This is a genomic window from Pseudonocardia sp. TMWB2A, from assembly GCF_017312135.1.
Genome location: NZ_QKQY01000002.1, coordinates 3,143,706 through 3,169,404, shown reverse-complemented (window position 1 = coordinate 3,169,404; position 25,699 = coordinate 3,143,706). Strand labels below are relative to the sequence as shown.

At 73.0% G+C, this 25,699-nt stretch carries 22 protein-coding genes and 3 pseudogenes; 15 read left to right on the top strand and 10 right to left on the bottom strand.

The features are described 5' to 3' along the window. Window positions 1–72: 72 nt before the first annotated feature. On the bottom strand, window positions 73–567 hold the full coding sequence (locus tag DMP17_RS29855) for a MarR family winged helix-turn-helix transcriptional regulator (RefSeq protein ID WP_337831255.1): 495 nt from the start codon (window positions 565–567) through the stop codon (window positions 73–75). A gap of 86 nt (window positions 568–653) precedes the next feature. On the opposite strand from DMP17_RS29855, the gene DMP17_RS29850 reads away from it, so the two are divergent. From DMP17_RS29850 to DMP17_RS29810, 10 genes and pseudogenes are all read left to right on the top strand, one after another. Next, window positions 654–1,625, top strand: a complete 972-nt coding sequence (locus tag DMP17_RS29850) for an aldo/keto reductase (protein WP_337831254.1) — start codon at window positions 654–656, stop codon at window positions 1,623–1,625. Between the two features lie 158 nt (window positions 1,626–1,783). Next, window positions 1,784–1,888: pseudogene (locus tag DMP17_RS46505) on the top strand (hypothetical protein); the annotation flags it as partial. 146 nt (window positions 1,889–2,034) lie between these two features. Then, window positions 2,035–2,676, top strand: coding sequence for a Gfo/Idh/MocA family protein (locus DMP17_RS29845; protein WP_443217982.1), 642 nt, complete (start codon window positions 2,035–2,037; stop codon window positions 2,674–2,676). 262 nt (window positions 2,677–2,938) lie between these two features. Continuing rightward, window positions 2,939–3,154 (top strand): annotated as a pseudogene (locus tag DMP17_RS29840) (LLM class flavin-dependent oxidoreductase); the annotation flags it as partial. Between the two features lie 76 nt (window positions 3,155–3,230). Next, window positions 3,231–4,136, top strand: coding sequence for an NADP-dependent oxidoreductase (locus DMP17_RS29835; RefSeq protein WP_337831252.1), 906 nt, complete (start codon window positions 3,231–3,233; stop codon window positions 4,134–4,136). Window positions 4,137–4,326: 190 nt separating this feature from the next. Continuing rightward, the gene (locus tag DMP17_RS29830; RefSeq protein WP_337831251.1) at window positions 4,327–5,223 is read left to right on the top strand and encodes a CPBP family intramembrane glutamic endopeptidase; all 897 of its coding nucleotides are present in this window, start codon (window positions 4,327–4,329) and stop codon (window positions 5,221–5,223) included. A 67-nt stretch (window positions 5,224–5,290) separates the two neighbouring features. Beyond that, a complete protein-coding gene (locus DMP17_RS29825; RefSeq protein WP_337831250.1) occupies window positions 5,291–6,112 on the top strand; it encodes an alpha/beta fold hydrolase in 822 nt (273 codons plus the stop codon). Then, entirely contained in the window at window positions 6,109–8,805 is a 2,697-nt protein-coding gene (locus DMP17_RS29820; protein WP_337831249.1) for a helix-turn-helix transcriptional regulator, read from the top strand. The genes DMP17_RS29825 and DMP17_RS29820 overlap by 4 nt, the downstream gene beginning before the upstream one ends. A 128-nt stretch (window positions 8,806–8,933) precedes the next feature. Continuing rightward, window positions 8,934–10,367: an aldehyde dehydrogenase family protein gene (locus DMP17_RS29815; protein WP_337831248.1), complete on the top strand. Its 1,434-nt coding sequence runs from the start codon at window positions 8,934–8,936 to the stop codon at window positions 10,365–10,367. Window positions 10,368–10,519: 152 nt separating this feature from the next. Beyond that, window positions 10,520–10,708 carry a hypothetical protein gene (locus DMP17_RS29810; protein ID WP_337831247.1) on the top strand — a complete coding sequence of 63 codons (189 nt, stop codon included), beginning with the start codon at window positions 10,520–10,522 and terminating at the stop codon, window positions 10,706–10,708. A 50-nt stretch (window positions 10,709–10,758) separates the two neighbouring features. Here DMP17_RS29810 and DMP17_RS29805 read toward each other — a convergent pair whose 3' ends face one another. From DMP17_RS29805 to DMP17_RS29780, 6 genes are all read right to left on the bottom strand, one after another. Then, window positions 10,759–11,778 carry a methyltransferase gene (locus DMP17_RS29805; protein WP_337831246.1) on the bottom strand — a complete coding sequence of 340 codons (1,020 nt, stop codon included), beginning with the start codon at window positions 11,776–11,778 and terminating at the stop codon, window positions 10,759–10,761. A gap of 65 nt (window positions 11,779–11,843) precedes the next feature. After that, on the bottom strand, window positions 11,844–12,563 hold the full coding sequence (locus DMP17_RS29800) for a TIGR00266 family protein (RefSeq protein ID WP_337831245.1): 720 nt from the start codon (window positions 12,561–12,563) through the stop codon (window positions 11,844–11,846). 96 nt (window positions 12,564–12,659) lie between these two features. Next, on the bottom strand, window positions 12,660–13,382 hold the full coding sequence (locus tag DMP17_RS29795; RefSeq protein WP_337831244.1) for a MerR family transcriptional regulator: 723 nt from the start codon (window positions 13,380–13,382) through the stop codon (window positions 12,660–12,662). A 147-nt stretch (window positions 13,383–13,529) separates the two neighbouring features. Next, window positions 13,530–14,429, bottom strand: a complete 900-nt coding sequence (locus DMP17_RS29790) for an LLM class flavin-dependent oxidoreductase (protein ID WP_337831243.1) — start codon at window positions 14,427–14,429, stop codon at window positions 13,530–13,532. After that, window positions 14,426–14,905, bottom strand: a complete 480-nt coding sequence (locus DMP17_RS29785) for a hypothetical protein (RefSeq protein WP_337831242.1) — start codon at window positions 14,903–14,905, stop codon at window positions 14,426–14,428. The genes DMP17_RS29790 and DMP17_RS29785 overlap by 4 nt, the downstream gene beginning before the upstream one ends. After that, window positions 14,838–16,625 carry an LLM class flavin-dependent oxidoreductase gene (locus tag DMP17_RS29780; RefSeq protein ID WP_337831241.1) on the bottom strand — a complete coding sequence of 596 codons (1,788 nt, stop codon included), beginning with the start codon at window positions 16,623–16,625 and terminating at the stop codon, window positions 14,838–14,840. The genes DMP17_RS29785 and DMP17_RS29780 overlap by 68 nt, the downstream gene beginning before the upstream one ends. Before the next feature lie 312 nt (window positions 16,626–16,937). Here DMP17_RS29780 and DMP17_RS29775 point away from each other — a divergent pair, with 312 nt between their 5' ends. The 4 genes from DMP17_RS29775 to DMP17_RS29760 are packed head-to-tail and all read left to right on the top strand — an operon-like array spanning window position 16,938 to window position 22,109. Beyond that, window positions 16,938–18,056 (top strand): NAD(P)-dependent alcohol dehydrogenase, encoded by a 1,119-nt coding sequence (locus tag DMP17_RS29775; RefSeq protein ID WP_337831240.1) that lies wholly within the window; start codon window positions 16,938–16,940, stop codon window positions 18,054–18,056. Between the two features lie 40 nt (window positions 18,057–18,096). Continuing rightward, complete coding sequence (locus tag DMP17_RS29770; RefSeq protein WP_337831239.1) at window positions 18,097–19,170, top strand: MBL fold metallo-hydrolase; 1,074 nt, start codon at window positions 18,097–18,099, stop codon at window positions 19,168–19,170. A gap of 38 nt (window positions 19,171–19,208) precedes the next feature. Then, the gene (locus DMP17_RS29765) at window positions 19,209–21,245 is read left to right on the top strand and encodes a S9 family peptidase (protein ID WP_337831238.1); all 2,037 of its coding nucleotides are present in this window, start codon (window positions 19,209–19,211) and stop codon (window positions 21,243–21,245) included. A gap of 9 nt (window positions 21,246–21,254) precedes the next feature. Further along, window positions 21,255–22,109, top strand: a complete 855-nt coding sequence (locus DMP17_RS29760; RefSeq protein ID WP_337831237.1) for a zinc-binding dehydrogenase — start codon at window positions 21,255–21,257, stop codon at window positions 22,107–22,109. A gap of 50 nt (window positions 22,110–22,159) precedes the next feature. Here the strand turns inward: DMP17_RS29760 and DMP17_RS29755 are convergent, their stop codons facing one another. The 3 genes and pseudogenes from DMP17_RS29755 to DMP17_RS29745 all read right to left on the bottom strand — a co-directional run. Continuing rightward, on the bottom strand, window positions 22,160–23,167 hold the full coding sequence (locus DMP17_RS29755; RefSeq protein ID WP_337831236.1) for a CPBP family intramembrane glutamic endopeptidase: 1,008 nt from the start codon (window positions 23,165–23,167) through the stop codon (window positions 22,160–22,162). A gap of 50 nt (window positions 23,168–23,217) precedes the next feature. Then, on the bottom strand, window positions 23,218–24,402 hold the full coding sequence (locus DMP17_RS29750; RefSeq protein ID WP_337831235.1) for a DUF418 domain-containing protein: 1,185 nt from the start codon (window positions 24,400–24,402) through the stop codon (window positions 23,218–23,220). 255 nt (window positions 24,403–24,657) lie between these two features. After that, window positions 24,658–24,910, bottom strand: a pseudogene (locus tag DMP17_RS29745) (transposase); the annotation flags it as partial. A 118-nt stretch (window positions 24,911–25,028) separates the two neighbouring features. Between DMP17_RS29745 and DMP17_RS29740 the strand changes: the two are divergent. Continuing rightward, entirely contained in the window at window positions 25,029–25,607 is a 579-nt protein-coding gene (locus DMP17_RS29740; protein ID WP_337831234.1) for an isochorismatase family protein, read from the top strand. Window positions 25,608–25,699 lie beyond the last annotated feature (92 nt).

The following is a 25,699-nucleotide window of genomic DNA, read 5'->3' as shown; positions in this document are numbered from 1 at the left end:
CCCACCCGCTCCTCGCCGAAACGGCCGCACCCGAACCGCCGACCGCGATCGGGCTGCGGCCGCCGGGCGGCGTCACTGCCCACCGGCGGCACCCTCTGCTCGTACAGCTGCGTCCACCGCGCCTCCGATCCGAGTCAGCGCGGCCAGGTCCCGGCGCTCCAGGTGGTCCAGAAGATACTCGCGGACCGCGGCGACGTGCCCCGGAGCCGCCGCCACGACCACCCCCCGGCCGGCCTCGGTCAGCGTCGCGACAGTGCGCCGCCCGGCTCCGGGGAGACGGGCCCGGACGACAAGACCACGCCTCTCCATCCGTCCTACCACGTGGGAGAGCCGGGACAGCGATGCCGCGGTGCGGGCGGCCAGTTCGCTCATCTGCAGGCTGCGCTCCGGTTGCTCGGACAGCACCGACAGTGCCATGTACTCGAAGAACGTCAGGTCCGACTCGCGTCTCATCCGGGCGTCCAGCGCCGCCGGCAGGCTGATCATGATCGCCGAGTTGGCCAGCCATGCCTGCATCTCCGCGTCGTCCAGCCACTGCGGGTCGTCCTGCCGATGCACGTCCGTCATCGATCCAGCCTACGCATTTATTGACAGTTCAAGTTGAACTCGGTACATGTTGAAGCATCAAGTTCGGACACCGGGAGGCTCTCCGTATGCCACACACGTCGTTGGGAGGTCTCGCGGTCTCCCGCGTCGGCCTGGGAGTGATGGGAATGTCGGCGTTCTACACCGGAGCCGGCCGCGACGACACCGCCGCGATCCGCACCATCCGACATGCACTCGACCTCGGTGTCACCCACGTCGACACCGCCGAGGCGTACGGGCCGTTCGTCAACGAGGAGCTGCTGGGGCGGGCCCTGCGCGGACGCCGGGACGAGGTCGTGCTGGCGACCAAGTTCGGCCTGGTGTCACACACCGGACGCCCGGTGCCCGACGGCAGCCCGGACGGCCTCACCACCGCCGTCGACGGATCGTTGCGGCGGCTCGGGACCGACCACATCGACCTCTACTACCAGCACCGCATCGACCCCTCGACGCCCGTCGAAGACACAGTCGGGGCGCTGGCAGAGCTGGTGGCGGCGGGCAAGATCCGGCACATCGGGCTGTCCGAGGCGAGCCCGGACTCGATCCGTCGCGCGCACGCCGTCCACCCGCTGGCCGCGGTCCAGACCGAGTACTCGCTGTGGACCCGCGACGTCGAGACCGCGGTCCTGCCCACGCTGCGAGAGCTGGGGATCGGGCTGGTCCCCTACTCCCCGCTCGGACACGGCTTCCTCACCGGTGACATTCGGTCGCTCGACGGCCTCGCCCCCGACGACTGGCGCCGCACCAACCCCCGCTTCGCCGACGGCAACCTCGCCCGCAACCTGCACATCGCCGACGAGATCCGCGACGTCGCCGACCACGTGGGCGCCACACCCGCACAGGTCGCACTGGCCTGGCTACTGGGCCGGGGCGACGACGTCGCCCCCATCCCGGGCACCACCCGCATCGAGCGGGTCACGGAGAACACCGCCGCCGCCGCCGTCCGGCTCACCGCCGCACAGACCGCGCGCCTCGACGCGCTGCGGCCGGCCGTCGGAGAGCGCCACGCCGAACCGGACATGGCGGCCATCGACCGCTGAGCCGGCCCACCACCCCTCACCAACGGAGCACACCACCATGACGAACCGTCCGATCCGCGTCGGTATCATCGGCGCCGACACCCGGGCGAGCTGGGCGGGCGCGTCCCACGTCCCCGCACTCGCCGCACAGCCGAACCTGGTTCGCCGACCTCTACGCGATGATCACCGACCCCGGCGTCGACCTGGTCACCGTGGCGGTCAGGGTCCCGGCGCACCGGGAGCTGGTCCTCGCCGCCCTGGCCGCCGGCAAGGCCGTGTACTCGGAGTCCCCGCTGGGGACGGGCGTCGCCCAGGCCGAGGAGATGGCCGCGGCGGCCGGGGCGCTGCACACCGCGATCGGCCTGCAGGGCCGGCACAACCCGTCGGCGCGGCGCGCGGCGGAGCTCGTCGCGTCCGGCCGGCTCGGCGGATCCTCTCCGCCCGGGTCGTGGGCACGACCTTCGGCAACGGTCCCGAGTCCACCAGCGACCACGCCTACTTCGACCGGTCCGCCGCTGGCGCCGGGCTGCTCCCGATCGCGGCCGCGCACGTGCTCGACGTGGTGGAGGCGATCCTCGGCGACATCACCGGGATCGACGCCCGCACCGCGACCCTGTGGCCGGAGGTGACGCTGACCGACACCGGCACGACCGCGGTCCGCGAGGTCCCCGACCACCTCGACGCGATCGTCGTGACCACCTCCGGCGCGCCCGTCGGGGTGCAGGTCCTCGGCGGCGTCGTCCCGCCCGCCGCCGGGTTCCGCCTGGAGGTCCGCGGCACCGACGGATGGCTGACGCTGACCGGTGACCATCCGGCCGGGGTCCAGGTCGGGGACCTGACACTGACCTCCGCCGTCGATTTCGCCGCCCCCGACCGCCCGGTCGCCTCGGGTGTCGGCCCGACCGCGGCCGAGATCTGGACCGGCGCGTCGATCAACGTCGGCGAGGTGTACGCCGCGCTCGCCCGGGACATCGCGCTGGGCACCCACGACACCCCGGGATTCGAGCACGCCGTCCACAACAGCCGTCTCGTCGCGCGGGTCGCCGAGTCCGCGCTGACCGGGGTGCGGTAGCAGGAGACTTCCGAGCGCAGGACCGGCCAGCGCCACCGGGACCGTCCGCGCGCCGGCTGACCGACCGCCGTCGCGCATCCCCCGGTCGGCGGCCGCGTCCCTCGCCCCGGAGCCGACCGATCCGCTCCCCGATTCGCCCGGGACCCGACGCCGTTAGGAAAAGCTCCGGCGCTGTCCGCGGCGCGCGGGGACCGGGGCGTCGACGCCGCGGTCCCCGCCACCACGACAGCCGAGGAGCAGGGCGCGGAGAGCCTGTGGGTGGGTGATCGACCGCTCGGCCATCGGGTGGAGTCCCGACGAGTACGCCGCGGTGGGTGTGCCCTGGGAGGAGCGCGGGGCACGGCTGGACGAGTGCCTCGACGTCCTGGCCGCCTGGTGGCACGACGACCCGGTGGCGCACGAGGGACGCACCGGGACCGTCGTGCCGTCGTACGTGCGGGTCACACCGCCCGGCATCCCGGTCCACCCGGGCGGGCCGGGGCCGGCACAGCACAACGACCGGACCGTCGCGTGGACCCCGTTCCGCACGGCAGACGAAAGGGAGAACAGCAGTCATGAGAGCAGCGGTCATCACGTCCTTCGGCGCGGCCGACGTACTCCACGAGGCCGAGGTGGACACCCCGGTACCGGGACCCGGCCAGGTACTGGTCGAGGTCCGCGCGGCGGGGGTGAACCCCGCCGAGCTCCTCGCCCGGTCCGGCGACTTCGACCTGCCGGCTCCGGCGATCATCGGGTTCGAGTTCGCCGGCACCGTCGCGGCGCTCGGCGACGACGTCACCGGGATCGAGGTCGGTGCGCGCGTCGCCGGCTGGCCGGACAGCTTCGCCCAGGGCTCCTACGCCGAGTTCACGCTCAGCAGCAACTACACGACCATCCCCGACGGGGTGTCCTTCACCGATGCGGCCGCGACCGTCATCGCCGCGGACAACGCCGCGCGGGGACTCGCGCTGCTGCGACCGAGCCCGGGAGGGACGATCGTGGTCACCGGGGCGAGCGGAGCCCTCGGCGGCGCCGCCGTGCAGTTCGCCCGGCTGCAGGGGCTCACCGTCATCGGGATCTCCGGGCGGTCCAGCCTGGAGTACGTCCAGAGCCTCGGCGCGACCGCCGTGGAGCACGGCGATGACCTCGCGGACCGCGTGCGTGCGGTCGCACCCGGCCCGATCGACGCGGCACTGGACACCGCGGGGAAGGGACTCGTGTCGACGCTGGTCGACCTGCGCGGCGGCACCGGGCGCGTCGTCACCCTGGCCGATCCGGCCGCGACCGCCCAGGGCGTCACCTTCAGCGCCGGACACCCGGGCAACCGGGACCGCCGCCCGGTGCGGGAGGCGTTTGAGCACATCGCCGCGGGGCGGTGGCGCACCCGGATCGCCCGCACCTTCCCGCTGCACCGGGCCGGCGATGCCCACCGGACGCTGGAAGCCGGGCACACCGGGGGAAAGCTGCTGCTGGTCCCGTGACACCCGGACCGGGCGTGGCCACGATCCGGGCGGCGTTCTTGACCCTGCCCCGGGGGCAGGCTGTGTGCTGGTGCCCGTAGGTCGTCCCCTCGTTCCGTCGACGCAAGAACTCGGGAAGGTTCCCATGCACAGGCCGGTCTCTGGTCCTCGTTCCGCTGCCGGCGGACCACAGCACTCCACACCCGACGACGTGACCCAGCTCCTCCCCACCGCGGTCAACGGCACGCGGCCGTTCGGCGCGCACCTGCGGATGAGCTGGTGGAAACCGCTGGTGCTGCTCGCGGTCCTGCCGGTGGTCCTGCTCGGCTCCCAGGTCCTGGCCTGGTCGGTCGTCGGCGCCGTCGAGGGTTCCGACGATGCGTTCTCCACCGAGTTCACCCCGCTGAAGTCACTGGCCGCCAACCTCTCCATCGGGGCGACGGGCGTGGTCGCGGTCCTGCTGCTCGCGTGGATGACCCGGGTCCCGTGGCGGATGCTCCTCAGCCCGCTGCGCCGGTTCGACCGGCGACGGCTCGGCTACTACTCGGCCTGCGCGGCCGTCCTGGTGGCCGCCGGCCTCGGGACCGTGGCAGTGGTCGGGCCCGAGGCCACCAGGTGGACCGGTTTCGGGATCACCGACACCACCCTCGCGCTGCTGGCCGTCACCCTGCTCACCACCCCGATCCAGGCGACCGGCGAGGAGCTGATGTACCGCGGCGTCCTGCTCCCCGCGACGGCGAGTTGGGTACGCGCCGTCCGCCCGGCCCTGGTCGTCGGCCTCGTCGTGTCCTCGCTGGTGTTCGCCGCGCTGCACGGCTCGGCCGACCCCTGGTTGGCCGGATACATCGCGCTGATCGCGCTGAGCACCGGTCTGATGTCCATGATCAGCGGCGGGCTGGAGGCGCCGATCGCCTTCCACGTCGTGAACAACGTGCTGGCCGGCATCGGGAACAACGTCATGTCCGGGGGCGGTACCGCGGCCGTCGATCGTTCCACCGAGACCGGCGGCCCGCCGCTGCTCATCCTCGGCGCGGTCAACATCGCGATGGTGGTGGTGGTCTGGCTGCACGAGAGGCGGCGCGGATCCGCCCCTCGCTCGGTGCGTTGAACGGTCGCCCACGGTCGTCGACCCGGCTACCCAGGAGAGACATGCCATCGGACACGGGAGGATCGTCATGAACGCCGGCGGGGACTGGGTGCTGCCCGAGTCGTACGAGACCGACGCCGGGACCGTGCGGTGGGCACGGTCGGGCCGGACCGGGCCGCCGGTCGTGCTGGTGCACGGGACGCCGTACTCGTCGTATCTCTGGCGCGACATCGCCCCGGCGCTCGCCCGGACGCGCACCGTCTACGTCTTCGACCACCTCGGCTACGGGCGCTCGGACAAGTACGAGGGTCAGGACCTGACGCTCGCCGCCCAGGCCGGCCGGTTCGCACGCCTGCTGGAGCACTGGGGGCTCGACGAGCCCAGCGTGGTCGCGGGCGACATCGGCGGCGCGATCGTCCTGCGCGCCCACCTGCTGGAGCACGCCCGCTACCGCGATCTCACGATCTTCGACGCCGTCGGCGGCGGGTCCTGGGAACGCGGCCTGTTCCGGTTGATGCGCGAGCACCCGGACGTCTTCGCCGCGCTGCCCGGCTACGCGCACGAGGCGCTCGTCGCGGCCCACCTGCGCAACGCCAGTCACCGCGGACTGCGCCCCGAGGTGCTCGACGCCTACCTCGCGCCGTGGCGGGGGCCGGAGGGGCAGGCCGCCTACTACCGGCAGTACCGCCAGCTCACCGAGGCCGACACCCGACCGTACGAGGAGCTGCTCGGTTCCATCACCGTGCCCGTCCGGCTGCTGTGGGGGCGCCAGGACCGGATCCTGCCACCGGAGTACGGCACCTGGCTGCACGACCGGATCCCGCACTCGACGCTGGACTGGATCGACGACGCCGGTCACCTCCTGCAGGAGGACGCCCCGGCCCGGCTGACCGCGCACCTCCTCGGATGACGGCGCCCGGTGCCCCGGCCGGGCTCGTCGGACGGCGGGCGGAGATCGCCGCCCTGACCGAGGTGCTCGACCGGGCCCGCCGGGGCACCGGGGGCGCCCTGGTGCTCTGGGGCGAGCCGGGTATCGGGAAGACCGCGCTGCTCGACCACGTCACGGCCCTGTCCCCCGACATCACGTCGTGGGTGGTCCGGCCGTCGCGGTGCGAGTCCGCGACCCCCTTCGCCGGCCTGTACACGCTGCTCCGGCCGGTCGAGCACCTGATCGCGGCCCTCCCCGTGTCCCGAGCCGCAGCGCTCCGCGCCGTGCTCGCAGGTGCGGCGGGCGGACCGGGCCGGCTTCTCACCGCCGTCGCGGTGCTGTCCCTGCTGTCGACGCCGGCCCTCGACCGTCCGCTGCTGATCGTCGTGGACGACGCGCACCGGCTCGACGCCGACACCGCATTCGTGCTCGGCTTCGTCGCCCGGCGGGTGCGGACCGACCCGGTCGTGATCCTGGTCGCCGACCACGACGCGCCGGCGGGCGGACCGTGGGAGGGGATCGAGGGGCTCCCGGTCCGCCCGCTCACCGACGACGACGCCGCCCGGCTGGTCACCACCGCGCATCCCGGCATCGACGGAGCCGCGGTCACCCGGGCGGTCGACGCGGGCGGGGGCAACCCGCTGGCCCTGCACGAGCTGCCGACGTCGGACGGCGACCTCACCGGCACGGTGCCCGTGGGCCCCCGGCTGCGGAAGGCCTTCGCCGAACGCCTGCAGGCCATGCAGTCCCCGGCGCGTGAACTGGTGGTGCTGCTGGCCGCCGCCCGTACCGACGGTGACCAGCTCACGCTCGCCCGGTCGGCACGTCCCCGCGACGGCGAGCAGCCGGTCTGGGACGAGACGGCCCGGTCGGGGCTGCTCGCCGGGACACCCGACCGGCCCGCGCTGCGGCACCCGGTCGTCCGGGCCGCCGTCTACGCCGGCGCCTCCCCGACCGATCGCGGGACCGCCCACCGGATCCTCGGCGGCGCGCTCCCCCCGGGTGGTCGCGGACATCTCTGGCACCGGGCCGCGACCGTCCACGACGTCGACGAGGAGATCGCCGGGGCGCTCGAGCGGACAGCGCCGACGGGTCCCGGCGCGGTACCGATCCTGCGCCGGGCCGCCGAGCTCTCCCCGGACCCGGCCGCGGCGACCCGCAGGCTCGCCCGTGCGGCCGTCGCCGCCTGGCACGGCGGCGAGGCCTCGACGGCGCGCCGGTTGCTGGCCGACGCCCGGAGCCTGACCGACGAGGACCGGGCCACCCGCGCCAGCCGCGGCCTGCGCGGGGTGCTCGAGCTCACCGAAGGGTCCCTGGAACGAGCACACCGGTCGCTCACCCGCGATCTCGTCGAGCTCGACGATCCGCACAGCGGTGTGGAGCTCGGCGTCGCCGCCCTGCACGCGGGATGGTCCGCGGCCCGCGACGACCTGGTGCGCGAGACCCTGGCCCGGCTCGCGAACCTGACGACCCCCGGACTGCCGGACGTCCTCCCCGTCGTCCGGACGTGGTGGGCGCCGGCGACGGACCCCGTCGGAGCCGTACCGTCGGCCGGTCTCGGCGACGTCATGGCGCGCATCGCCGGAGTGGAGTCGCAGCTGCTCCCCGCCTCGCTCCTCGGACTGGCGTGGGGCATCGACGAGCCGCTCGCCGATGCCGTGCACACCCTGCTCAACCGGCACCGCCGGCACGCCGACCGCACCTCGCTCGCCGCGGCACTGGCCCGGAGTGCGCGACTCGACATCGCCGCGGGGCGGTGGGACGCCGCCCGGGACGCCGCGGCCGAGGGGCTCGCATCGGCCGAACGGATCGGCGCCGAGCACATCGCCGCGGAGTGCCGCAACTGCCTCGGATGGCTCGCCGCCGTCCGCGGCGACCACGACGACGTGGAGGCGCTGACCACGCGGTCCCTGCAGCTCGCCGGGCCGCGCCACGACCGTGCGGTCAGCGCGGCGGCGCACTGGAACCGCGGGCTGGCGGCGCTCGGGGCCGGTCGCGCCGACGCGGCACTCGACCTGTTGTCCCGGTTGGACGAGCGCGGGTATCCCGCGGCTCATCCGGTCGTCGCGCTGCTGGCCGGCCCGGACACGGTCGAGGCCGCCGTGCAGGCGCGGCAGCCGGAGATCGGTGAGCGTCGCGCCGCGGCGCTCGCCGCCTGGTCCGGGCGCACCGGTGCGCCCTGGGCGAGGTCCGCCGCGCATCTGGCGCGTGCGCTACTGGACGAGCCCGACGCCGAAGGGTCCTACCGGGCGGCGCTGGACGAGCCCGGCGCGTCCCGGCGCCCGTTCGACCACGCCCGGGCGCACCTGCTCTACGGCGAGTGGTTGCGGCGACAGCGGCGGCGCCGCGACGCCCGCCGGCAGCTCGACGCCGCCGTCGAGACGTTCGACGCCCTCGGAGCCCGCCCGATGCTCGAGCGGGCCCGGCGCGAGCAGCGCCTCACGACGGCGCCCGCACGCCGAGCCCACGGTGCCGGAACGGGCGCGGCGACGTTGACGGCGCAGGAACGCCGGGTGGCCCAGCTCGCCGCCGAGAACCTCACGAACCGGGAGATCGGGGCCCGGCTGCGGATCAGCGACCGCACCGTCGGGCATCACCTGTCCCACGTGTTCGCCAAGCTCGGGGTCCGCTCCCGCCGCGACCTCGTGGCTGCCGGTCTCGCCGGGCGGGGATGACGGATGGCCACGACCGGGAGACGGCGGATCGGGACGGCACGGCCGCGCGACGACGGATAACACCACCGATGCCCGCCCGGCCCGGGATTCCTAGCGTGACCTCGACACCGACGAGAAGAGACCCGCAGATGTCGAACCCCGCGGCAGCACCCGATGCCCACCACTGTCACGGCGGCGGTGGGGGCGCCGCCCGGACCCGGCGGGAGTCCCGTGACCCCGCCACCGGGGAGCTCCTGGGTACGTTCGTCGACGGTGGCGCCGCACAGGCCGGGGCCGCGATCGCCGCCGCGCGGCACGCGATCACCGCCACGCAGTGGTCGCGGGACCGGCATCTGCGTGCCGCTGCGCTGACGGAGATCGCCGACCGGCTCGACGCCCGCAGCGACGAGATCATCGATCTGCTGTCCCGCGAGAACGGCAAGACGCTGAACGAGGCGGCCTTCGAGGTCGGCCCGTCCGCGGCCAAGCTGCGCTACTACGCCGCGCTGGCCCTGTCCGACCACGGCCGGGCCGCCGAGGTCCGCCCGGGGATGTACTCGACGACCCTCAAGGAACCGGCGGGCGTCGCCGGGATCATCGTGCCCTGGAACTCGCCGGTGATCCTGTCCACGCGCTCGTTCGCGCCCGCCCTGGCCGCCGGGTGCACCGTCGCGATGAAGATGCCGGCGCAGACCGGCCTGGTCAACGAGCTGCTCGCCGAGATCATCGGCTCGGCCCCGAGCCTGCCGGCCGGGGTCGTCACGGTCTTCACCGAGAGCGGGTCCGACGGTGCGCGGCTGCTGGTCTCCTCCCCCGACGTCGACGTCGTGAGCTACACGGGGTCGACCGCGGTCGGGCGGCAGATCATGGAGGCCGCCGCACCCACGCTCAAGGGCCTGTCCCTGGAGCTCGGCGGCAAGACACCCATGATCGTGTTCGACGACGCCGACCTCGACGCCGCCGTGCCCGTGCTGTCCATGGCCGTCACCACGTTCGCCGGGCAGTTCTGCATGGCCGGCAGCCGGGTCCTCGCGCACCGCGGCATCGCCGACGAGCTGCGTGGGCGGCTCGTCAACGCGTTGCGCGCGGTCCGCGTCGGCCCCGGTACCGACCCGTCGTCGGACATGGGCGCCATGATCGACGAGGCGAGCGCCGTGCGGGTCGAACGGACCGTCGCCGACGCCGCCGCCCACGGCACCGTGCTGCTGCGGGGCAGCCGAGAGGGGGCGCTGCTCGGCCCGTCGCTGGTCGAGGTCACCGCCGTGACGGCGCCGATCGTGCAGCGCGAGGTGTTCGGCCCGGTCGCGACGTTCGAGGTCTTCGACGACGAGCGCGACGCGGTCGAGCGCGCCAACGCCACGGACTTCGGCCTGGCGGCCGGGGTCTGGACCCGGGACGTGGACCGGCCGCTGCGGGTCGGACGCGACCTGCGGGTGGGGACGGTGTGGACCAACACCTGGGCGGTCGTCCACGACCAGTTCGAGGAGGGCGGTTACAAGCAGTCCGGCGTGGGCCGGCTCAACGGCCTGCGCGGGCTGGAGGAGTTCCAGGAGACCAAACACCTCGTGCACACCGCGCCGTGACCGCGGCCGACGGACCGGAGCCCCGCAGCGGCGCGGACGGCCGGGACGCACCCCGGACGGTGTCGGGCATCGAGACCTGTTGCCGTGCTCCGTCCGCCGCGGCGACGGCCGCGCCACCGCGCTGGAAGATTGCCGTCGCCTAGGGGATCGCGGTGTTCCCGGTGTCTCTGGTGGCGAACGGCGTCCTCACCCCGTGGCTCGGGACACTCCCGCTCCCGGTCCGCGCCGCGCTGTTCGCCGTCCTGTTCAGCACCGTGATGACCTACCTGATGATGCCCGCCGTGACCGGCCTGCTGCGCCGGTGGCTCTACCCCCGCCGTCCCGTCCGGGACGGCAGCTGACGACCGCTCCCGGCACGGACCCGCGCCGGGAGCGGTGGCCGGCGGCGGACTCAGACCTCCCGCACGGTCGCCTCGAGGACCGAGTACCCCGACGCGCTCGACCGCGCGACCCGGTCCAGTGCGAAACCCGACCGGTCGAGCAACCCGGCGAACTCCGAGCGCCTGCGTTCCCGGCCACCCGCCATCGTGAGCATGGTCAGGTCGGAGATCTTGCCGAGATGGGGCTCGTCCCCGTCCGGCAGGACGACCTCGACGACGACCAGACGCGCTCCGGGGGTCGCGGCCGCCCGGATCCGTCCGAGGAGGCGCAGCGCGTCCTCGTCGTCCCAGTCGTGCAGCACGGTGGACAGCAGATACACCTGCGCCGACGGCACCGATTCGAAGAAGTCCCCGCCCAGCACCTCGATCCGGTCGGCCAGGCCCGCCGTCGCGAGCTGCTCGTGCGCGGTCGCCGCGACGGCCGGGAGGTCGACCAGCCATCCGCGGCGGTCGGGTTCGTCGGCGACCAGCGCGGCCAGCACCGACCCGTCGGCGCCACCGATGTCGGCGACGGTGCCGGGCGGGAGCCGGTAGCCCTCCAGCACCTCGGACTGCGCGCCGTGGGTGACGTCGGCCATGGCGGCGGTCAGCGCAGGAACGTGCTCGGGATGGGCCTGCAGGAACTCGACGAACGGCATCCCGTTGACCAGGTCCGACGCGGTGCGCCCGGTACGCAGGACGTCGGTCAGCGCGGCGAACGGCGCGTAGTGCGTCTGCATCCAGAACAGGGCGGTGCCGTACACCGAACCCCGGGTCCCCGGGGCGAGCGTGGCCCCCAGCTCGGTGACCGCGACGGTCCCGTCCGGCCGGTGGGTGAACACCCCCTGCCCGGTCAGGGTGTGCAGCACCCGGCCGAGCAGGTGCTCGTCCACCTCGGCGGTCGCCGCCAGATCGGCCACGGTCCGGGGTCCGTCCAGCAGGGCCTGCGGGATTCCCAGCCTCGCCACGGCGTGGAGCGCCTGGGCGATCTGGAAGCCGGCGAGCTTCTCGGTCATGAGCGCGCCGAGCTCGGCGGCGGAACGGCTGTCCATGGTTCTCGTGCACCTCGGTCGTGGTGATGTCGTGACTGTCGCGGGGCCGTCGGCGCGGCGGCGGCTCAGCCCGAGCCGGGCAGGTGCGGCTTGAGGGCGGCGGCGAGCGCCTCGATGTTGCGGGACTGCAGGAACAGGTTGCCGGGCCCGGTGAACTCGGCGACCAGCCCCTCGCCGGAGGCCATCGACTTCCAGGCGCTCGTCGCGGCCTTGCGGATCTCGTAGCGCAACGACGCGTCCCAGGCGACCAGGTGCCCGGTGTCGACCACCAGCTTCTCGCCCGGTGCGAGCTGCTGGGGCAGCAACACCCCGAAGGCACCGAGGAACGCGACCCCGTTCCCGCTCGCCTGCACGACCAGAGCGTTGTCGGAGGCGAAGAACGCCTTGGCGCCGCCCCACCGGGTGTCCACGGCCACGTCCTGGGACGCGGCGAGGTAGGCGTGGCCGGCGATGTCGTACGCCTGGCCGTTCAGCCCGACGGCGACCAGGTCACCGGGGGTCGGCGGCGCGAGCAGCAGCCGGTCCCGGCCCTCCCGCGCGGTGAACGTGGACACCGACATCGAGCGGCCGCCGGCGGAGCGCTTGACCGCACTCCACAGGCCGCCCTCGACCTCGGTCGTCAGCTCGATCCCCGGACCCATGGCGACCATCGCGCCGGCCTCGGCGCGAACCGAGCTCCCCGGGTCCAGGACCAGGGTGGCGAGCGCGTTCGTCGGGCGGAAGTCGATGGTCCAGGCGAGGCCGCGGATCCGGCCCCGGGCGTCGAGCACGGTCAGGTTGGTCATCGGGTTCTCCTGGTGCGGTGTCACCGCCCGGTCCGGACGGCGATGCGGTCTCGTGGCGGACATGCGGGTCCGCCCGCGGTGTGTGCGCGAGCGGCCTCAGGACTCGCCGGCGGCCGCGTTGATCTCCTGGACGCGCCGCAGCACGTCGATCTGGGCACGGTTGAACAACGCCGCCACGGCGTGCCCGACGACCTTGCGGGTCGCGTCGGCCTGCCGCGGCGTGACGGCCTTGGACTGCCACGCCACGGAGCCGTCGGCACCGGGCCCCGTCACGAGCGCGATCCGTTCGGCGAGTGCGTGGCGGCGCTCCTCGTCGGCGTCCTCGGGCAGGTCCCGGAACGCCTCGTCGAGCTCGTCGTTCGGGGCGGCTTCGAGAAGCTCCCGGACCGCGGTCATCGACTCCTCGGAATAGACCTGGGCGCAGATCGTCAGGAACGCGCGGTCGTTCTCCCGCAGCCGTGGTGCGACGGCACCGAACTCGGTGGGGACCTGGGGTGTCGCGCCGGGGAGCGACAGCGCGGACAGCTCGCGGCGAACGGCCTGCAGGCGTTCGACGGTTCTCGCCAGCTCGGCGTCGACTGCCCGGAAGATCGACGCGTGGCTGCGGTCCCGCATCACCTCGTCCATCTGCGCCAGCGGAACTCCCAGATCGGTGAGGCGCCTGATGTGCAGCAGCCGGGTCAGGTGGTGGACCTCGTACTTCTTGTAGCCGTTGAGCGCCCGGTCGGGTTCGGGGAGCAACCCGATCTCGTGGTAGTAGCGCACCGCCTTCACGCTGGTTCCGGTGATCTCCGCGATCTCGCGGGTACTCCACGTCACCGGAGCATGCCGTTCTCCACCATGGGGTCCTCCCCGTCGGTCGTCATGGCTCGACGAGACACCGTGCCCCCGGGGCACACTCAAGGGCGGCCGGCGGGACCGCCGCCCCGGAGCCGGGCGAGGAGCGTGACCCGATCGCGCACGGGCTCACCCGGTCCGCTCGGCGGCGACGATCTCGCGGGCGCGGGGCGCGACCTCCCGTCCGAACAGCTCGAGTGCGCCCGGCTCGTCGGAAGCCAGGACGAACCCCGACGTCCCGTGGGTGAGCGCGAGGTCGGCGATCTGCTCGGCCCACTGCTCCGGTGGCCCGTCGAAGAGCCCCTTCCCGGTGTCGGTGAACGATCCGGCGATGTTGAGGTGGCGGGTCACCGCGCGCGGGTCGCGGCCCGCCGCGGCGGCGCCGTCGTCGATGCGGGAGTTCATCCCCGCCAGCGACGCCGGGCCGTCCGGCAGGAACATCAGCGACGGCAGCCACCCGTCGGCGAGCCGTCCGGTCAGCCGCAGCATCCGGGGTCCCAGCGCTCCGATCCGGATCGGGATCGGGTGGGCCGGCGCAGGGCCCCGCTTCGCGCCGTCGACGTGGTGGAACTCGCCGGCCACGCGCAGCGGGCCGGGCTCGTCGACCGCCCAGATCCCGCGCATCACCGCGATCGCCTCCTCTGTCGCCCGGACGGCCTCGCCGGGTGCCAGACGCGGGCCGCCCATGGCGACGACGGCGTCCCAGAACGCCCCGGCTCCCAGCCCCATCTCGACCCGGCCGCCGCTGAGCAGGTCCAGGCTCGCGGCGGCGCGGCCCAGCACCGGGGCCGGACGCAACGGCAGGTTGAGCACGTTGCCGCAGATCCGGACCCGTTCGGTGCGGGCGGCGACGAACGACATGAGCGTCCAGGTGTCGGTGAACGCCGACTGGTACGGGTGGTCCTGGTAGGTGACGAGGTCCAGCCCGGCCCGTTCGGCGACGAGCGCGAGCTCGACCGGGCGCATCGGGGGCACTGCGACCGGCGTGAGGAAGCAGCCGAAGGTCAGCTCGTGGCCGTAGTCGGTCATCGGGGACTCGCTTCCGGGGCCGGGGTCAGGGCGAAGTTGTCGTCGAAGACGCCGTCGGGGTCGTAGGTCGCCTTGAGCGCCCGGAGCCGGGCGAGGGTGCGGGCAGGCCAGGCCTGCTGGATCCGCTCGGGTCGCAGGCTCGTCTCGAAGCTGAGGTAGAGCCCGTCGAGGAACGGCGTGAGCGACGCCCACTGCGCGTCGACGGCGTCGGGATCGCTGCCCATGACGACGAGCGAGAAGTTCGGCGACCGGTGCGGGTAGGCCGTGGCATCCGGGTCGACGTCGGCGACCGCACCCCCCACCGAGCGCAGCTGGAACCAGTGCACGGCACCGCTGCGGAGCACCCGGGCGGCGACCGCCGCGAACTCCGGTGTCAGATGGTGCACAAGCCCGCTGCGGGAGACCGGCTCACCGCGCGAGACCGGTGCGTCGTCGCTCGCGTTCGCCATGATGTCGGCGTAGGACGTGATCGCCACCTGTTGCTCGTACACCGGGGCGAGCCCGGCCACCGGCTGCAACCGGGCGAGCACGGGGTCCGGATCCGCCGAGTCGACGACGGTGCGGGTGAGCGCCACCGTCGGTCGCCGGCCGTTCGGCGGGGGCAGGATGAGAAACGGTGAGGTCGCGCGGGGACTCCTCGACCACCCGGCCCCACTCGACGAGGTAGCCCGCGACGTCGGGGACCACCTGGGTGAGCGCGGCGAACGCCACCGGGCCGACCTCGTCGGCGACGAACTCGAACGCGGTGACGATCCCGAAGTTGGCCCCGGCGCCGCGGACCGCCCAGAACAGGTCCGGGTTCTCCGTGTCGCAGGCCCGTACCACCGAGCCGTCGGACAGCACCATCTCGACGGCGCGGAGCCGGTCGATCGTCAGCCCGTGCCCGCGGGCCAGGTAGCCGATCCCGCCGGCGGTGGCGAGCCCGCCGACGCCGACGCCGCCGTAGTCGCCCGAGCTGATCGCCCAGCCGTAGCGGGCGAGGGCGGTCGCGACGTCGGTCCAGCGGGCGCCCGGTCCGATCCGGACCCGGCGTGCCGCCTCGTCGAGCACCTCGACGGCGTTCATCGCCGACACGTCGATCACGATGCCGCCGTCGTTGGTCGAGCGCCCGGACAGCCCGTGGCCCGCGCTGCGCCGGGACAGCGGCAGGTCGGGGTGTCGACGGGCGAACGCCAGGGCGTCCACGACCTGCTCGGCGGTCGCGGCTCGCAGCACGATGCCCGGCGAACCGCCACGCAGGTATCCGCCGCGCAGCCGGGCGTAGGCGAGGTCCCCGGGTTCGACGGCGACCGGCCCGGCCGGTACGCCGTCGTAGTCGATGCCGGGCCGGCGCCGGGCGAGCGCCGAGGACCGGCGCACGCGCACCCCGCCCGCGCCGTGCGGCAGGGCCGCATCGGCGCCCGCCCGGACCGCGGGGACGACGTCGCGCGCGAACCGGGTCAGTGCCTCCTGGGCGTCGCGGCCGGGACCGGGGTCGAGCACGATCGTCCCCACCCCGTGCGCGACGACGAGGTCCAGCAGCATGGCCGCCCCGCCGTCGGCACCGGCGGCGGGAACGGTCACCCACCGGCGGATCTCGCGCGGGTCACGACCGGCCTCCCGGGCGGCTGCGTCGACGAGGATCCGGCCGGCGGCGAGGTCGTCGGCGCCGGCCAGGGGCACCGACCAGCCGTCGGCGCGGAGTCCCGCCAGGCGCGCCAGGTCCGGGTCGCGCGGGTCCGGGCCACTCACCGTGATCGGCACGTCGTGCGCCGGTGCGGCCCTCTGCGCCCCGGCGAGCCGGTGCCGCGGGCCGTCCACGCGGGCGAGCCCGTGCTCGAGGACGTCCCACAGCCCGGCGACCACGTCGATCGTCTCCGCGCCGTCGTTCCCGGGCTCCCCCACCGTGATCCCGAGCTCGACCCGGCCCCCGCTGAGATGGTCGAGGCCGGCGGCGGTCCTGGCGAGCGCCGCCGGGTTCCGCACGGTGCCGTCGTGCCCGTCGGTGCCGAGCCGGACGGTGTCGGTGACCGCGGCGATCCAGGCCAGCACCGTCCACGCCTCGGCGTCCGGGCGGTCCGGCCGGTCGGGGACGACGACGAGGTCCAGCCCCAGCTCCTCGGCCGCCCGGGCGAGCCGGACCGTGGCCGCCGGGTCGGGTCCGCCGGGTAGCCGGACACCGAACTCCAGACGCTGTCCGTAGTCACGCTCGATCACGAACGGCCACACTCCCCCCGGCCCGGCAGTGCACCGGTCGTCGCACACGCTAGGAGCCCGACCGTCCCCACGAATCGGATGACCGATCCGTCATCGCCCGCGCCCGCGCGGTTCGACGGGATCTGCGGGCCGTGCCCCGCCCGGGGACGGCGCCCCGACAGCGGATAGGACGGCTGATCCGGGTCGCCCGAACCGCTCCTAGCGTGCTCGGAGTACGTCGCACGCAGCGTCACCCCACCGAGAGCAGGCCATGACCCACGTGATCGATCGCCCCGGCACCGCCGCCCGTCACCCCGGCACCGTCGGATGAGTGTGTCCGCACGGGCGGCCGTCCTGGAGACGCGGGACGGCGCCTTCGAGATGCGCGACATCACCGTCGACGATCCCCGCCCCGACGAGGTGCTCGTGCGCATGGTCGCCACCGGCATCTGCGCGACCGACGCCCACGTCCGCGCACGGCGGATCGCGACCCCGCTGCCCGTGGTGCTGGGCCACGAGGGCGCCGGTGTCGTGGAACGGGTCGGAGCGGCCGTGACCGCGGTCCGGCCCGGCGACCACGTCGTCCTGTCCTACCACTCGTGCGGGGTGTGCCCGCCGTGCGTCGCCGCGCACCCGGCCTACTGCGACCGGGTCTGGGACGCCAACTTCGCCGGGGCCCGGCTCGACGGGACCAACGGTCTGCACGCGGCGGACGGCGCGGACGGCGTCGCGCCCCGCGGGCACTTCTTCGGGCAGTCGTCGTTCGCGACGTACGCGCTGGCGCACCGGCGCAACACGGTCAAGGTCCCCGCCGACCTGCCGCTGGAGGTGCTGGCACCGCTCGGCTGCGGGTTCCAGACCGGGGCGGGAGCCGTGCTCACCGCACTCGGCGTGACGCGCGGTTCGTCGTTCGCGGTGTTCGGGACCGGCGCGGTCGGGCTGGCAGCGGTCATGGCCGCGCGGATCGCGGGCGCCGCGACCATCATCGCCGTGGAGGTCGAGCAGGCCCGGCTGGACCTGGCCCGGGAGCTCGGTGCGACCCATGTCGTCGACGCGGGCCGGGTGGACGATCTGACGGGGGCACTGCGCGCGGTCGTCCCGCGGGGGACGGACTTCGCCCTCGACACCAGCGGCCGCACGCAGAACCTCACCGCCGGGGTCGACGCGCTCGCCCCGATGGGCCGATTCGGATTCGTCGCCTTCCACGACGGTGCCGACGCGATGGTGGACGCGTCGAGGCTCGCCGTCGGGCAGAGCCTGCACGGGATCATCCAGGGCGACGCGGTGCCGGCACTGTTGATCAACGAGCTGATCGCGCTGCACCGGGACGGGCGCTTCCCCGTCGACCGGCTCACCAGCCACTACAACTTCGCCGACATCGACACGGCGTTCGACGACGTGGCCTCCGGAGCGGTGCTCAAAGCCGTCCTGCGCTTCCCCACCCCGGCCTGATCCCCAGCCGCGCCCCGAGAACGACCAGGAGAACCACGCCATGCCCCAGAAGCCCATCGTCGCGACCGACGATCCGGCGTTCTTCGCCATCGACCACTACGGCTTCCCGCGCGCCGGGCAGGACGACCCGGCCGACCCCGCCACGTACTACCCGCCGTACTTCCGCAGCGAGCGCTTCCAGCGGCTCGGGTACCACGTCCAGCAGCTGCGCGGGGGGTTCCACTGGGTCACCAGCGGCGGCTACGACGCCGCGTTCGTCGTGACCGACGACGGCGTCGTCGCCATCGACGCGCCGCCGACGATCGGCGAGAACATGCTGGCCGCGATCGCCGACGTCACCGACGAGCCGGTCACCCACGTCGTCTACAGCCACTGGCACGCCGACCACATCGGCGCCGCGGCCGTGTACGGACCCGACGTCGAGATCGTCGCGCACCGGATCACCGGGGAGCTCCTCGAACGCTTCCCCGACCCACTGCGCCCACCGCCCACGACGGTCTTCGACGACGACCTCACCCTCGTCGTCGGCGGGGTGACACTCGAGCTGTCCTACAAGGGGGAGAACCACTGCCCCGGCAACATCTTCGTCTACGCCCCGGCGGAGAAGGTGCTGACCGTCGTCGACATCGTCAGCCCGGGCAGCGTCACCTTCATGCACTGCGACGCCTCGCAGAACATCATGGGCTGGTACCAGGCCCAGGCGCAGATCCTCGAGTACGACTTCGACTACTTCGTCGGTGGCCACCACATGCACTTCGGCACCTACGACGACGTCCGGACCTGCGTGGAGTACTTCGCCGACGTCCTCGACGGCGCCACGGCGGCGGTCGAGCGGTTCAGCCGCTCCGACGCCCTGCTCACCGTCCTCGACGGCGCCGGGTGGGACCGGGTCTTCGTCGGCACCGAGAACTGGATCAACTCGATGGCGAACCACGCCACGAGGTACGTGCTGGAGAAGGAGACGAGCACCGGACAGCTGTGGTGGGAGTGGCTGGCCGGCGCGACCAGCCAGACCAAGTACCACGCCTACACCGTGCTCGAGTCGATCCGTCTCGAACGACCCCGACCCGACTACCGGCTCCGCGGGGAGAACCCGCCGGTCTTCCTCACCTGAGTCCGCGCGACCGGAACGCGACCCGAGACGGAGCACCGATGACCACCATCCCACCCCACGGTCCGCCGCCCGAGTCGATCGGGATCGAGGACCTCTTCGCCGACCCGCAGTTCGCGAACCCGTCGATCTCGCCCGACGGGACCCGGATCGCCTATCTCGCCCCGCACCGGGGCCGGCGCAACGTCTGGATCCGCGGCGTCGACGACGCGCACGAGGACGCGCTCCCGGTCACCCACGACACCCGCCGCGGCATCACCACCTACTACTGGACCGGCGACCCCCGCTGGCTGCTCTACCTGCAGGACACCGACGGCGACGAGGACTGGCACCTGCACCGGGTCGACCTCGACGACCCGGAGGGGGCCGCGGTCGACCTGACACCGTTGGATCCCGGGTCGCGGGTGATCGGCGTCGAGCCCCACCACCCGGTGCCGGACGCCGTGCTGGTCTGGATGAACAAGCGGCCGATGTTCATCGACGTGTTCCGGATCGACGTCGGTACCGGCGAGACGGTCCTGCACCACGAGCAGGAGACGCCGGGAGACACCGTCCTGCTGGACCGCGACGGTGAGCCCGCCTTCCGGACGGTGCTCGCCGAGGACGGCACGCTCGAGATCCACGCGATCGATCCCGGCACCGGGGACGGGCACCTGCGCAGCCGTCTCGGTGGCGCCGAGTACCCGACGGGCGTCCAGCCCCAGCAGGTCACCGCCGACGGGACCGGCCTGCTGGTGGGGTCCTACCAGGACTCCGACGATCTGCGGCTGGTCCGGATCGACCGCGACACCGGTTCGGAGACCGTCGTCGCCGCCGTCGACGGGCACGACCTCGACACCAGCGGCGTCATGCTGCCCGACGTGCTACCGCCCGCGGTGTACACGAGCCGGCGCACCGGCGAGGTCCTCGCCGCGCGGTTCGTCGGCGACCGCCCGCACGTCGAGGTCGTGGACCCGCACTTCGCCGAGGTGTACGCCGCGCTGCGGTCGCTGTCGGACGGGGTGCTGGCCACGGTGTCCTCGGACCTGTCCGAGATGCGCTGGGTCGTGACCTTCACCCACGACCGGGACCCGGGCGTGACCTGGTATCACGACCACTCCACCGGGGAGAGCCGGCGACTGTTCCGCAGCTTTCCGCACCTCGATCCGGAGACGATGGCGCCGATGACCCCCGTCGGCTTCCCGGCCCGCGACGGGCTGCCGTTGCACGGCTACCTCACCCTCCCGGTCGGGATCCCGCCCCGCGACCTGCCCCTGGTGCTCCTCGCGCACGGCGGGCCGTGGACGCACGACTCCTGGCGCTTCGACCCGGAGGCGCAGTTCCTCGCGAGCCGCGGCCACGCGGTGCTGCAGGTCACCTTCCGTGGATCCACCGGACACGGCCGCCGGCACGTCACCGCCGCGATCGGTGAGTTCGCCCGCGCCATGCACGACGACCTGGTCGACGCCGTCGACTGGGCCGTCGCCCAGGGCTACGCCGACCGCGACCGCGTCGGCATCTACGGCGGGTCCTACGGCGGCTACGCCGCGCTGGTCGCCGTCGCCCTCGACCCAGGCCGGTTCGCCGCCGCCGTCGACTACGTCGGCATCTCCGACCTCGTGCGGTTCCTGCGCACCCTGCCGCCGTTCGGCCGTCCCTACTTCGGGAACAGCTTCTACCGCTACATCGGTGACCCCGACGACCCCGGGCAGGAAGCCGACATGCTCGCCCGTTCGCCGATCACCATGGTGAGCCGGATCCTCACCCCGCTGCTGGTCGCGCAGGGAGCGAACGACGTCCGCGTCCCCCGGGAGCAGTCCGACACCATCGTCGCGTCCCTGAGGGAACGCAGCGTTCCCGTGGAGTACCTAGTCGCCGACGACGAGGGCCACGGCTTCGCCGACCCGGAGAACCGGATACGTTTCTACCGAGCCGTCGAACGGCACTTCGACGAGCACCTCGGAGGGCGCGCAGCAGCCGGTCGGCAGTCGATGGGTGTGGCCGAGCTCGTCCGCTTCGGTGCCCCGGAGTCGGCATTCACGCTCCGGAGGCGTCCGCATCCCGTCCCTGGGCCCGGCCAGGTGCTGGTGCAGGTGTAGGCCACCTCCGTGAACCCCCTCGACCTGCAGACCCGGCGCGGCGACTACCGCGACCAGACGCCGCTGCCCGCGGTGATCGGCAACGACGTCTCCGGCGTGGTGGTACAGACCGGTCCCGGGGCGGACGAGTTCCGGCCCGGTGACGAAGTCTGGTACCTGGCGCCGCTGTTCGACGAGCACGGCAGCTACGCCGAGTTCCACGTGGCCGACCAGGCACTGGTCGCGCGCAAACCCGCACAGCTGTCGCACACCGAGGCCGCCGGGCTCGCCCTCGTGGGCATGACGGCGTGGGAGGCCCTGGTCGAACGCGCTCAGGTGCAGCCCGGCGAGCGAGTACTGGTACACGGAGGAGCGGGCGGAGTCGGCTCGGTCGCCATCCAGATCGCCGCCGCGCTGGGAACCGAGGTGGTGACCACCGCCCGGGCCGGGGACCACGACTTCGTCACCGGGCTGGGCGCCGACGTCGCGATCGACTTCTCGACCACCGACTACGTGCCGCAGGTCGCCGCGCTGGGCGGCGCCGACGTCGTGATCGACACAGTGGGCGGCGACACCCTCACGCGCAGCCCCGGGGCGCTCGCCGACCGAGGCCGCGTGGTCTCCATCGTGGACACCCCGCAGCCGCAGAACCTGCTCGCCGCCTGGGGGCTGAACGCGACCTACCACTTCCTGTTCGTCAGCCCCGGCCGGGCGAAGCTCGACGCCCTCGCCCGCCTGGTCGACCAGCGCCGGCTCCGGCCGGTGATCGGCGCCGTACTGCCCCTGGCCGACATCGCACGAGCCCACACCCTGCTGGAACACGGCGCCCCGGTCCCGGGCCGGAGTCGCCCACGCGGCAAGATCGTCATATCCCACGAGATCTGACGGGACCCGGTTCGGATCCGGGCTCAGGACTCGATGGACCCGGAGAGTGGTCAGGACTGCGGTGCGGAGCCCTCTGCGCGCTGCGAGTCCATCACTGGTGTCGTGACCGGACCGGTGTGACGCGTCCGGAACCACACGGCCACGACCGTCGCGATGACCACGAGACTGGGCGTGATCATGGAAATACCGGTCGCAGCGTTGTTGACAGAACGGTCGAGACCGCCGGCGAGGTCCGAACTCATCGCGATGGCGAAGACGAAGCTCAGCGTGTTGAAGGCGACGTGGATGACGACCGCGATTTCGATACCTCCGGTACGCCACGTGATGAGCGCGGCAGAGACAGCGAGGATGAAGTACCAGAGATACAACCACGGATTTCCCGCCAGGTGAATCGAGGCGAAGACGACAGTCGACACCGCGATTCCGAGTACGAGCGAGGACCGGGGGCCACGCCCCCAGCTCCCCGCAACCCGGAAGATCAGCCCACGGATCCCGTACTCCTCGCCTGCGGCCTGTAGCGGCATGAGGAGCAGCGTCACGGCCAACATCCAGAGAAGGTCGCTCTGCACCCACGCGGTCGACTCGGCAGGGAGGATGTAGTTGCTGACGACGTTGAGGACCACGAACGCCGGCGCGATGACGAACAACGCACGGGCGAAGAGGTCCAGCCGGAATCGTGAGAAGACCGAGTGCAGCGAGGCACCGGGTACACCGTAGAGCCAGCGCTGGATGAACATGCTCCAGGGGATGATCAAGCCGGTGGCCAGCAACCCACAGGCGTGCATGGTCGGGGTGAGGAGGCCCCGCCCGTCAGCGGACTGGGGGATGCCGAACGTCAGGTCCAGCCACCGTGCCAGAACTGCGAAGCCGAGAAACATCGCCCACATGCCCCCGACGAGGAGCACGATGGCGAGCAGGCCACGCCCGAGCTGCCGCTTCTCCCCCGCCAGGACACGGTGGTACTCCACCCCGGCCGGCACGGTATCCGTGCGCGCAGCGATGTCTCTGGGAGGAGACGTTCCAGCATCGAGTGCACGCTGTGGACCGTCGATCTGCATGAGCACTATCCGTTCTGTAGCGCGGACGGGTTCCGGGGGCCGATCACAGGTCACGCTGCCGCAGGACGTGTGGTGCTCGGCCCGGCTCCGTAGGTGAGGCGGCGCAGGAGTGCTTCGGCCGGTCCGCGCCGTCCCCAACGTTCCAGAGCAGCTGCGATGATCACGGTGACCACCCAGGTGCCGAGAGCGACCGCGGCGGCCGTCGCCGCGCCGAGTCGACCGCCGAGATCGAGCAACGACGGTTCGGTGGCGACGAACCAGACCGGCGACTGCGCGATGTAGAACGTCATCGACCGGCGACCACAGGCGACCAACGCGTTCGTCACCGGTCCGCGTCGCTGATCGAGGCGGTCGGCCACGAGTGCGATGGCGGCCATGTAGGCCAGGCCCCCCGCAATACCGGTCGCCGCGAACACCGCCTCGGCCAGGGCACCGGCGCCGACCGAATCCGGGGACCACAGACCCACCGCCTGCAACGCCACCGGCTGGGCGCCCACGATCCCCACCGGGAAGCCGATCAGGACGACCCGGATCAGGACGCTCCGATAGCGGGCGGGCTGCTCGAGCAGTCGCATCCGACCGGCCCAGATCCCGATCAGGATCGCGGGCGCGACGCTGAGCCCGGCGATGGGCAGCACGATCAGAGCGGACGCGCGCAGCGCCGCGCTGTCGAGCAGGGTCGGCCCCACCGCCAACGACGCCTCGGCGGCGGCGAGCAGCTGCAGAGCCGTGGCGGCCGCGACCCCGAACGCGAGGGTGACCCCGAACACCCACCAGAGCCGGCGGTTCGACCAAGTCACCGCCGCGGCGAACAGCAGGGCGAACACACCGTAGGAACCGATGACGTCACCGCTGTAGAGCAGGACGACATGGGCGACACCGAACACGATCAGCCAGAGCCCGCGCCGACGGAGCAAGCGCCGCGCGTTGGCAGGATCCCCGCCGGGACCGGTCTGGCGGCGGGTCATCTGCACGAGGCCGTACCCGAACAGGAGCCCGAACAGGGGCGCGGCCCGTCCGTCGACGAAAGAGGTCAGCAGCCACTGGACCCCGACGTCGACCCAGCCCCCACCGGCCGGTCTCGTGAGCAGGTTCCCCCCCGCATGCAGCATCCGGGAGTGGGCGAGGGCGATGAGCAGCAACATCACCCCCCGAGCCAGGTCCGGGGCGAGGAGGCGCTCGGAACCCGGTGTCGGGGAGGCCCACCCGACCGCCGGCTGACCACTGTGTGACATGACCGCACGCTAGGAGCGCAGCTCATCCCCACACATCGGTCAGCCGTAGAAGTCCACTCCGACGAAGGACGGGGCGGACCCCGACGTTCGACCGAGCCCGTCGGTTCCGGTCACTCCGATCATCGGTCACGACCGTCACATCGCGCCAGGCCGAACCGCAGCGGAACCGGTAGATGATCCCCTCGACCACCTTGCAGTGATCGGCGAACGCGGCCGGGGGCCACGTGGAGCGGGCGACCGGGGAACCGGTGCGCCGTCGGCGTTCTCCCGCTTGAGCCGGGCGCAGCTCGTCGGAGTCCTCGCTGGTCGTGCCGGGCCGGGTACCGGCGTCGATCTCGGCCTGGCGGACCCACTTGCGCACCGTCTCCCCAGTGCCCACTCCAAGCTTCTAGGCGACCGCGTTCATCGCCGCCCACAGCAACTCGTGGTCAGCCTGGGCATCGGCGACCATGCGCACGACCCGCTCACGCAGTCCCGGCGGATAGGGCGGCTGACAACGACGTGTCATGACTCCATCTCCTCAGAAGATCACGTCTCCGGACACGCCGGGGGATCCACGATCCGTTCACTCGGCCGAGAACCGCCTGCGCCCGCAAATCCGGACGGGCCCCTACCCTGTCGATCTCGTGGAGAAGTCCTCAGAGCACGAACAGGCTCAGCCCGTCGACTGCGTCGTCGTGGTCGACATGCAGGTGGGTGTCGTCACCGGCGCGGACGCCGTTCCGGACGCCCCGCCCTTGATCGAGGCGGTCGACACGCTTCTGGGCCGAGCGCGAGCCGCGAGAGCCGCTGTGGTCCACCTACGCAACGCCGGACCACCCGGCGCGATCGACGAGCCCGGCACGGCGAGCTGGCAGCTGCACCGTCCACCGCGGGCCGGTGAACCCGTCATCGACAAATCCGAGGACGACGGCTTCCTCGGCACCCGACTCGACGGACAGCTGCGCGAGCGCGGAGTGCGGCGCCTGGCGATCTGCGGAGTGATGTCGGAGATGTGTGTCGCCGCGACCGCTCGCGGCGCCCTGGCACGCGGCTACGGCGTTGTCCTCCCGCACACCGCTCACGCCACCTACGATGTTCCGGCCGGGCCAGGACCGTCGCAGGCCGTGCCCGCGGCACTTGCTGCCCGTACGGCCGAATGGTCCCTGGGCGACGACGTCGAGGTCGTCGCCGACCCCTACGCGGTGCCCTTCCGACCGAGGTGATCGACCCCGACGTGACCCCGGACCGACTTCGGTCACCGCGTCAGCACTGAACGACAGAGGTCTCGGTGACGCAGTCGAGCCGTCCGGCGCGG

Bases quoted from the DNA above. Each gene is read 5' to 3' on its own strand.
- DMP17_RS29815 (WP_337831248.1), top strand. From the start codon at position 8,934: ATGTCGAACCCCGCGGCAGCACCCGATGCCCACCACTGTCACGGCGGC.
- DMP17_RS29770 (WP_337831239.1), top strand. From the start codon at position 18,097: ATGCCCCAGAAGCCCATCGTCGCGACCGACGATCCGGCGTTCTTCGCC.
- DMP17_RS29765 (WP_337831238.1), top strand. From the start codon at position 19,209: ATGACCACCATCCCACCCCACGGTCCGCCGCCCGAGTCGATCGGGATC.
- DMP17_RS29850 (WP_337831254.1), top strand. From the start codon at position 654: ATGCCACACACGTCGTTGGGAGGTCTCGCGGTCTCCCGCGTCGGCCTG.
- DMP17_RS29800 (WP_337831245.1), bottom strand. From the start codon at position 12,563: ATGACCAACCTGACCGTGCTCGACGCCCGGGGCCGGATCCGCGGCCTC.
- DMP17_RS29755 (WP_337831236.1), bottom strand. From the start codon at position 23,167: ATGCAGATCGACGGTCCACAGCGTGCACTCGATGCTGGAACGTCTCCT.
- DMP17_RS29805 (WP_337831246.1), bottom strand. From the start codon at position 11,778: ATGGACAGCCGTTCCGCCGCCGAGCTCGGCGCGCTCATGACCGAGAAG.
- DMP17_RS29855 (WP_337831255.1), bottom strand. From the start codon at position 567: ATGACGGACGTGCATCGGCAGGACGACCCGCAGTGGCTGGACGACGCG.
- DMP17_RS29825 (WP_337831250.1), top strand. From the start codon at position 5,291: ATGAACGCCGGCGGGGACTGGGTGCTGCCCGAGTCGTACGAGACCGAC.
- DMP17_RS29820 (WP_337831249.1), top strand. From the start codon at position 6,109: ATGACGGCGCCCGGTGCCCCGGCCGGGCTCGTCGGACGGCGGGCGGAG.
- DMP17_RS29835 (WP_337831252.1), top strand. From the start codon at position 3,231: ATGAGAGCAGCGGTCATCACGTCCTTCGGCGCGGCCGACGTACTCCAC.
- DMP17_RS29750 (WP_337831235.1), bottom strand. From the start codon at position 24,402: ATGTCACACAGTGGTCAGCCGGCGGTCGGGTGGGCCTCCCCGACACCG.
- DMP17_RS29790 (WP_337831243.1), bottom strand. From the start codon at position 14,429: ATGACCGACTACGGCCACGAGCTGACCTTCGGCTGCTTCCTCACGCCG.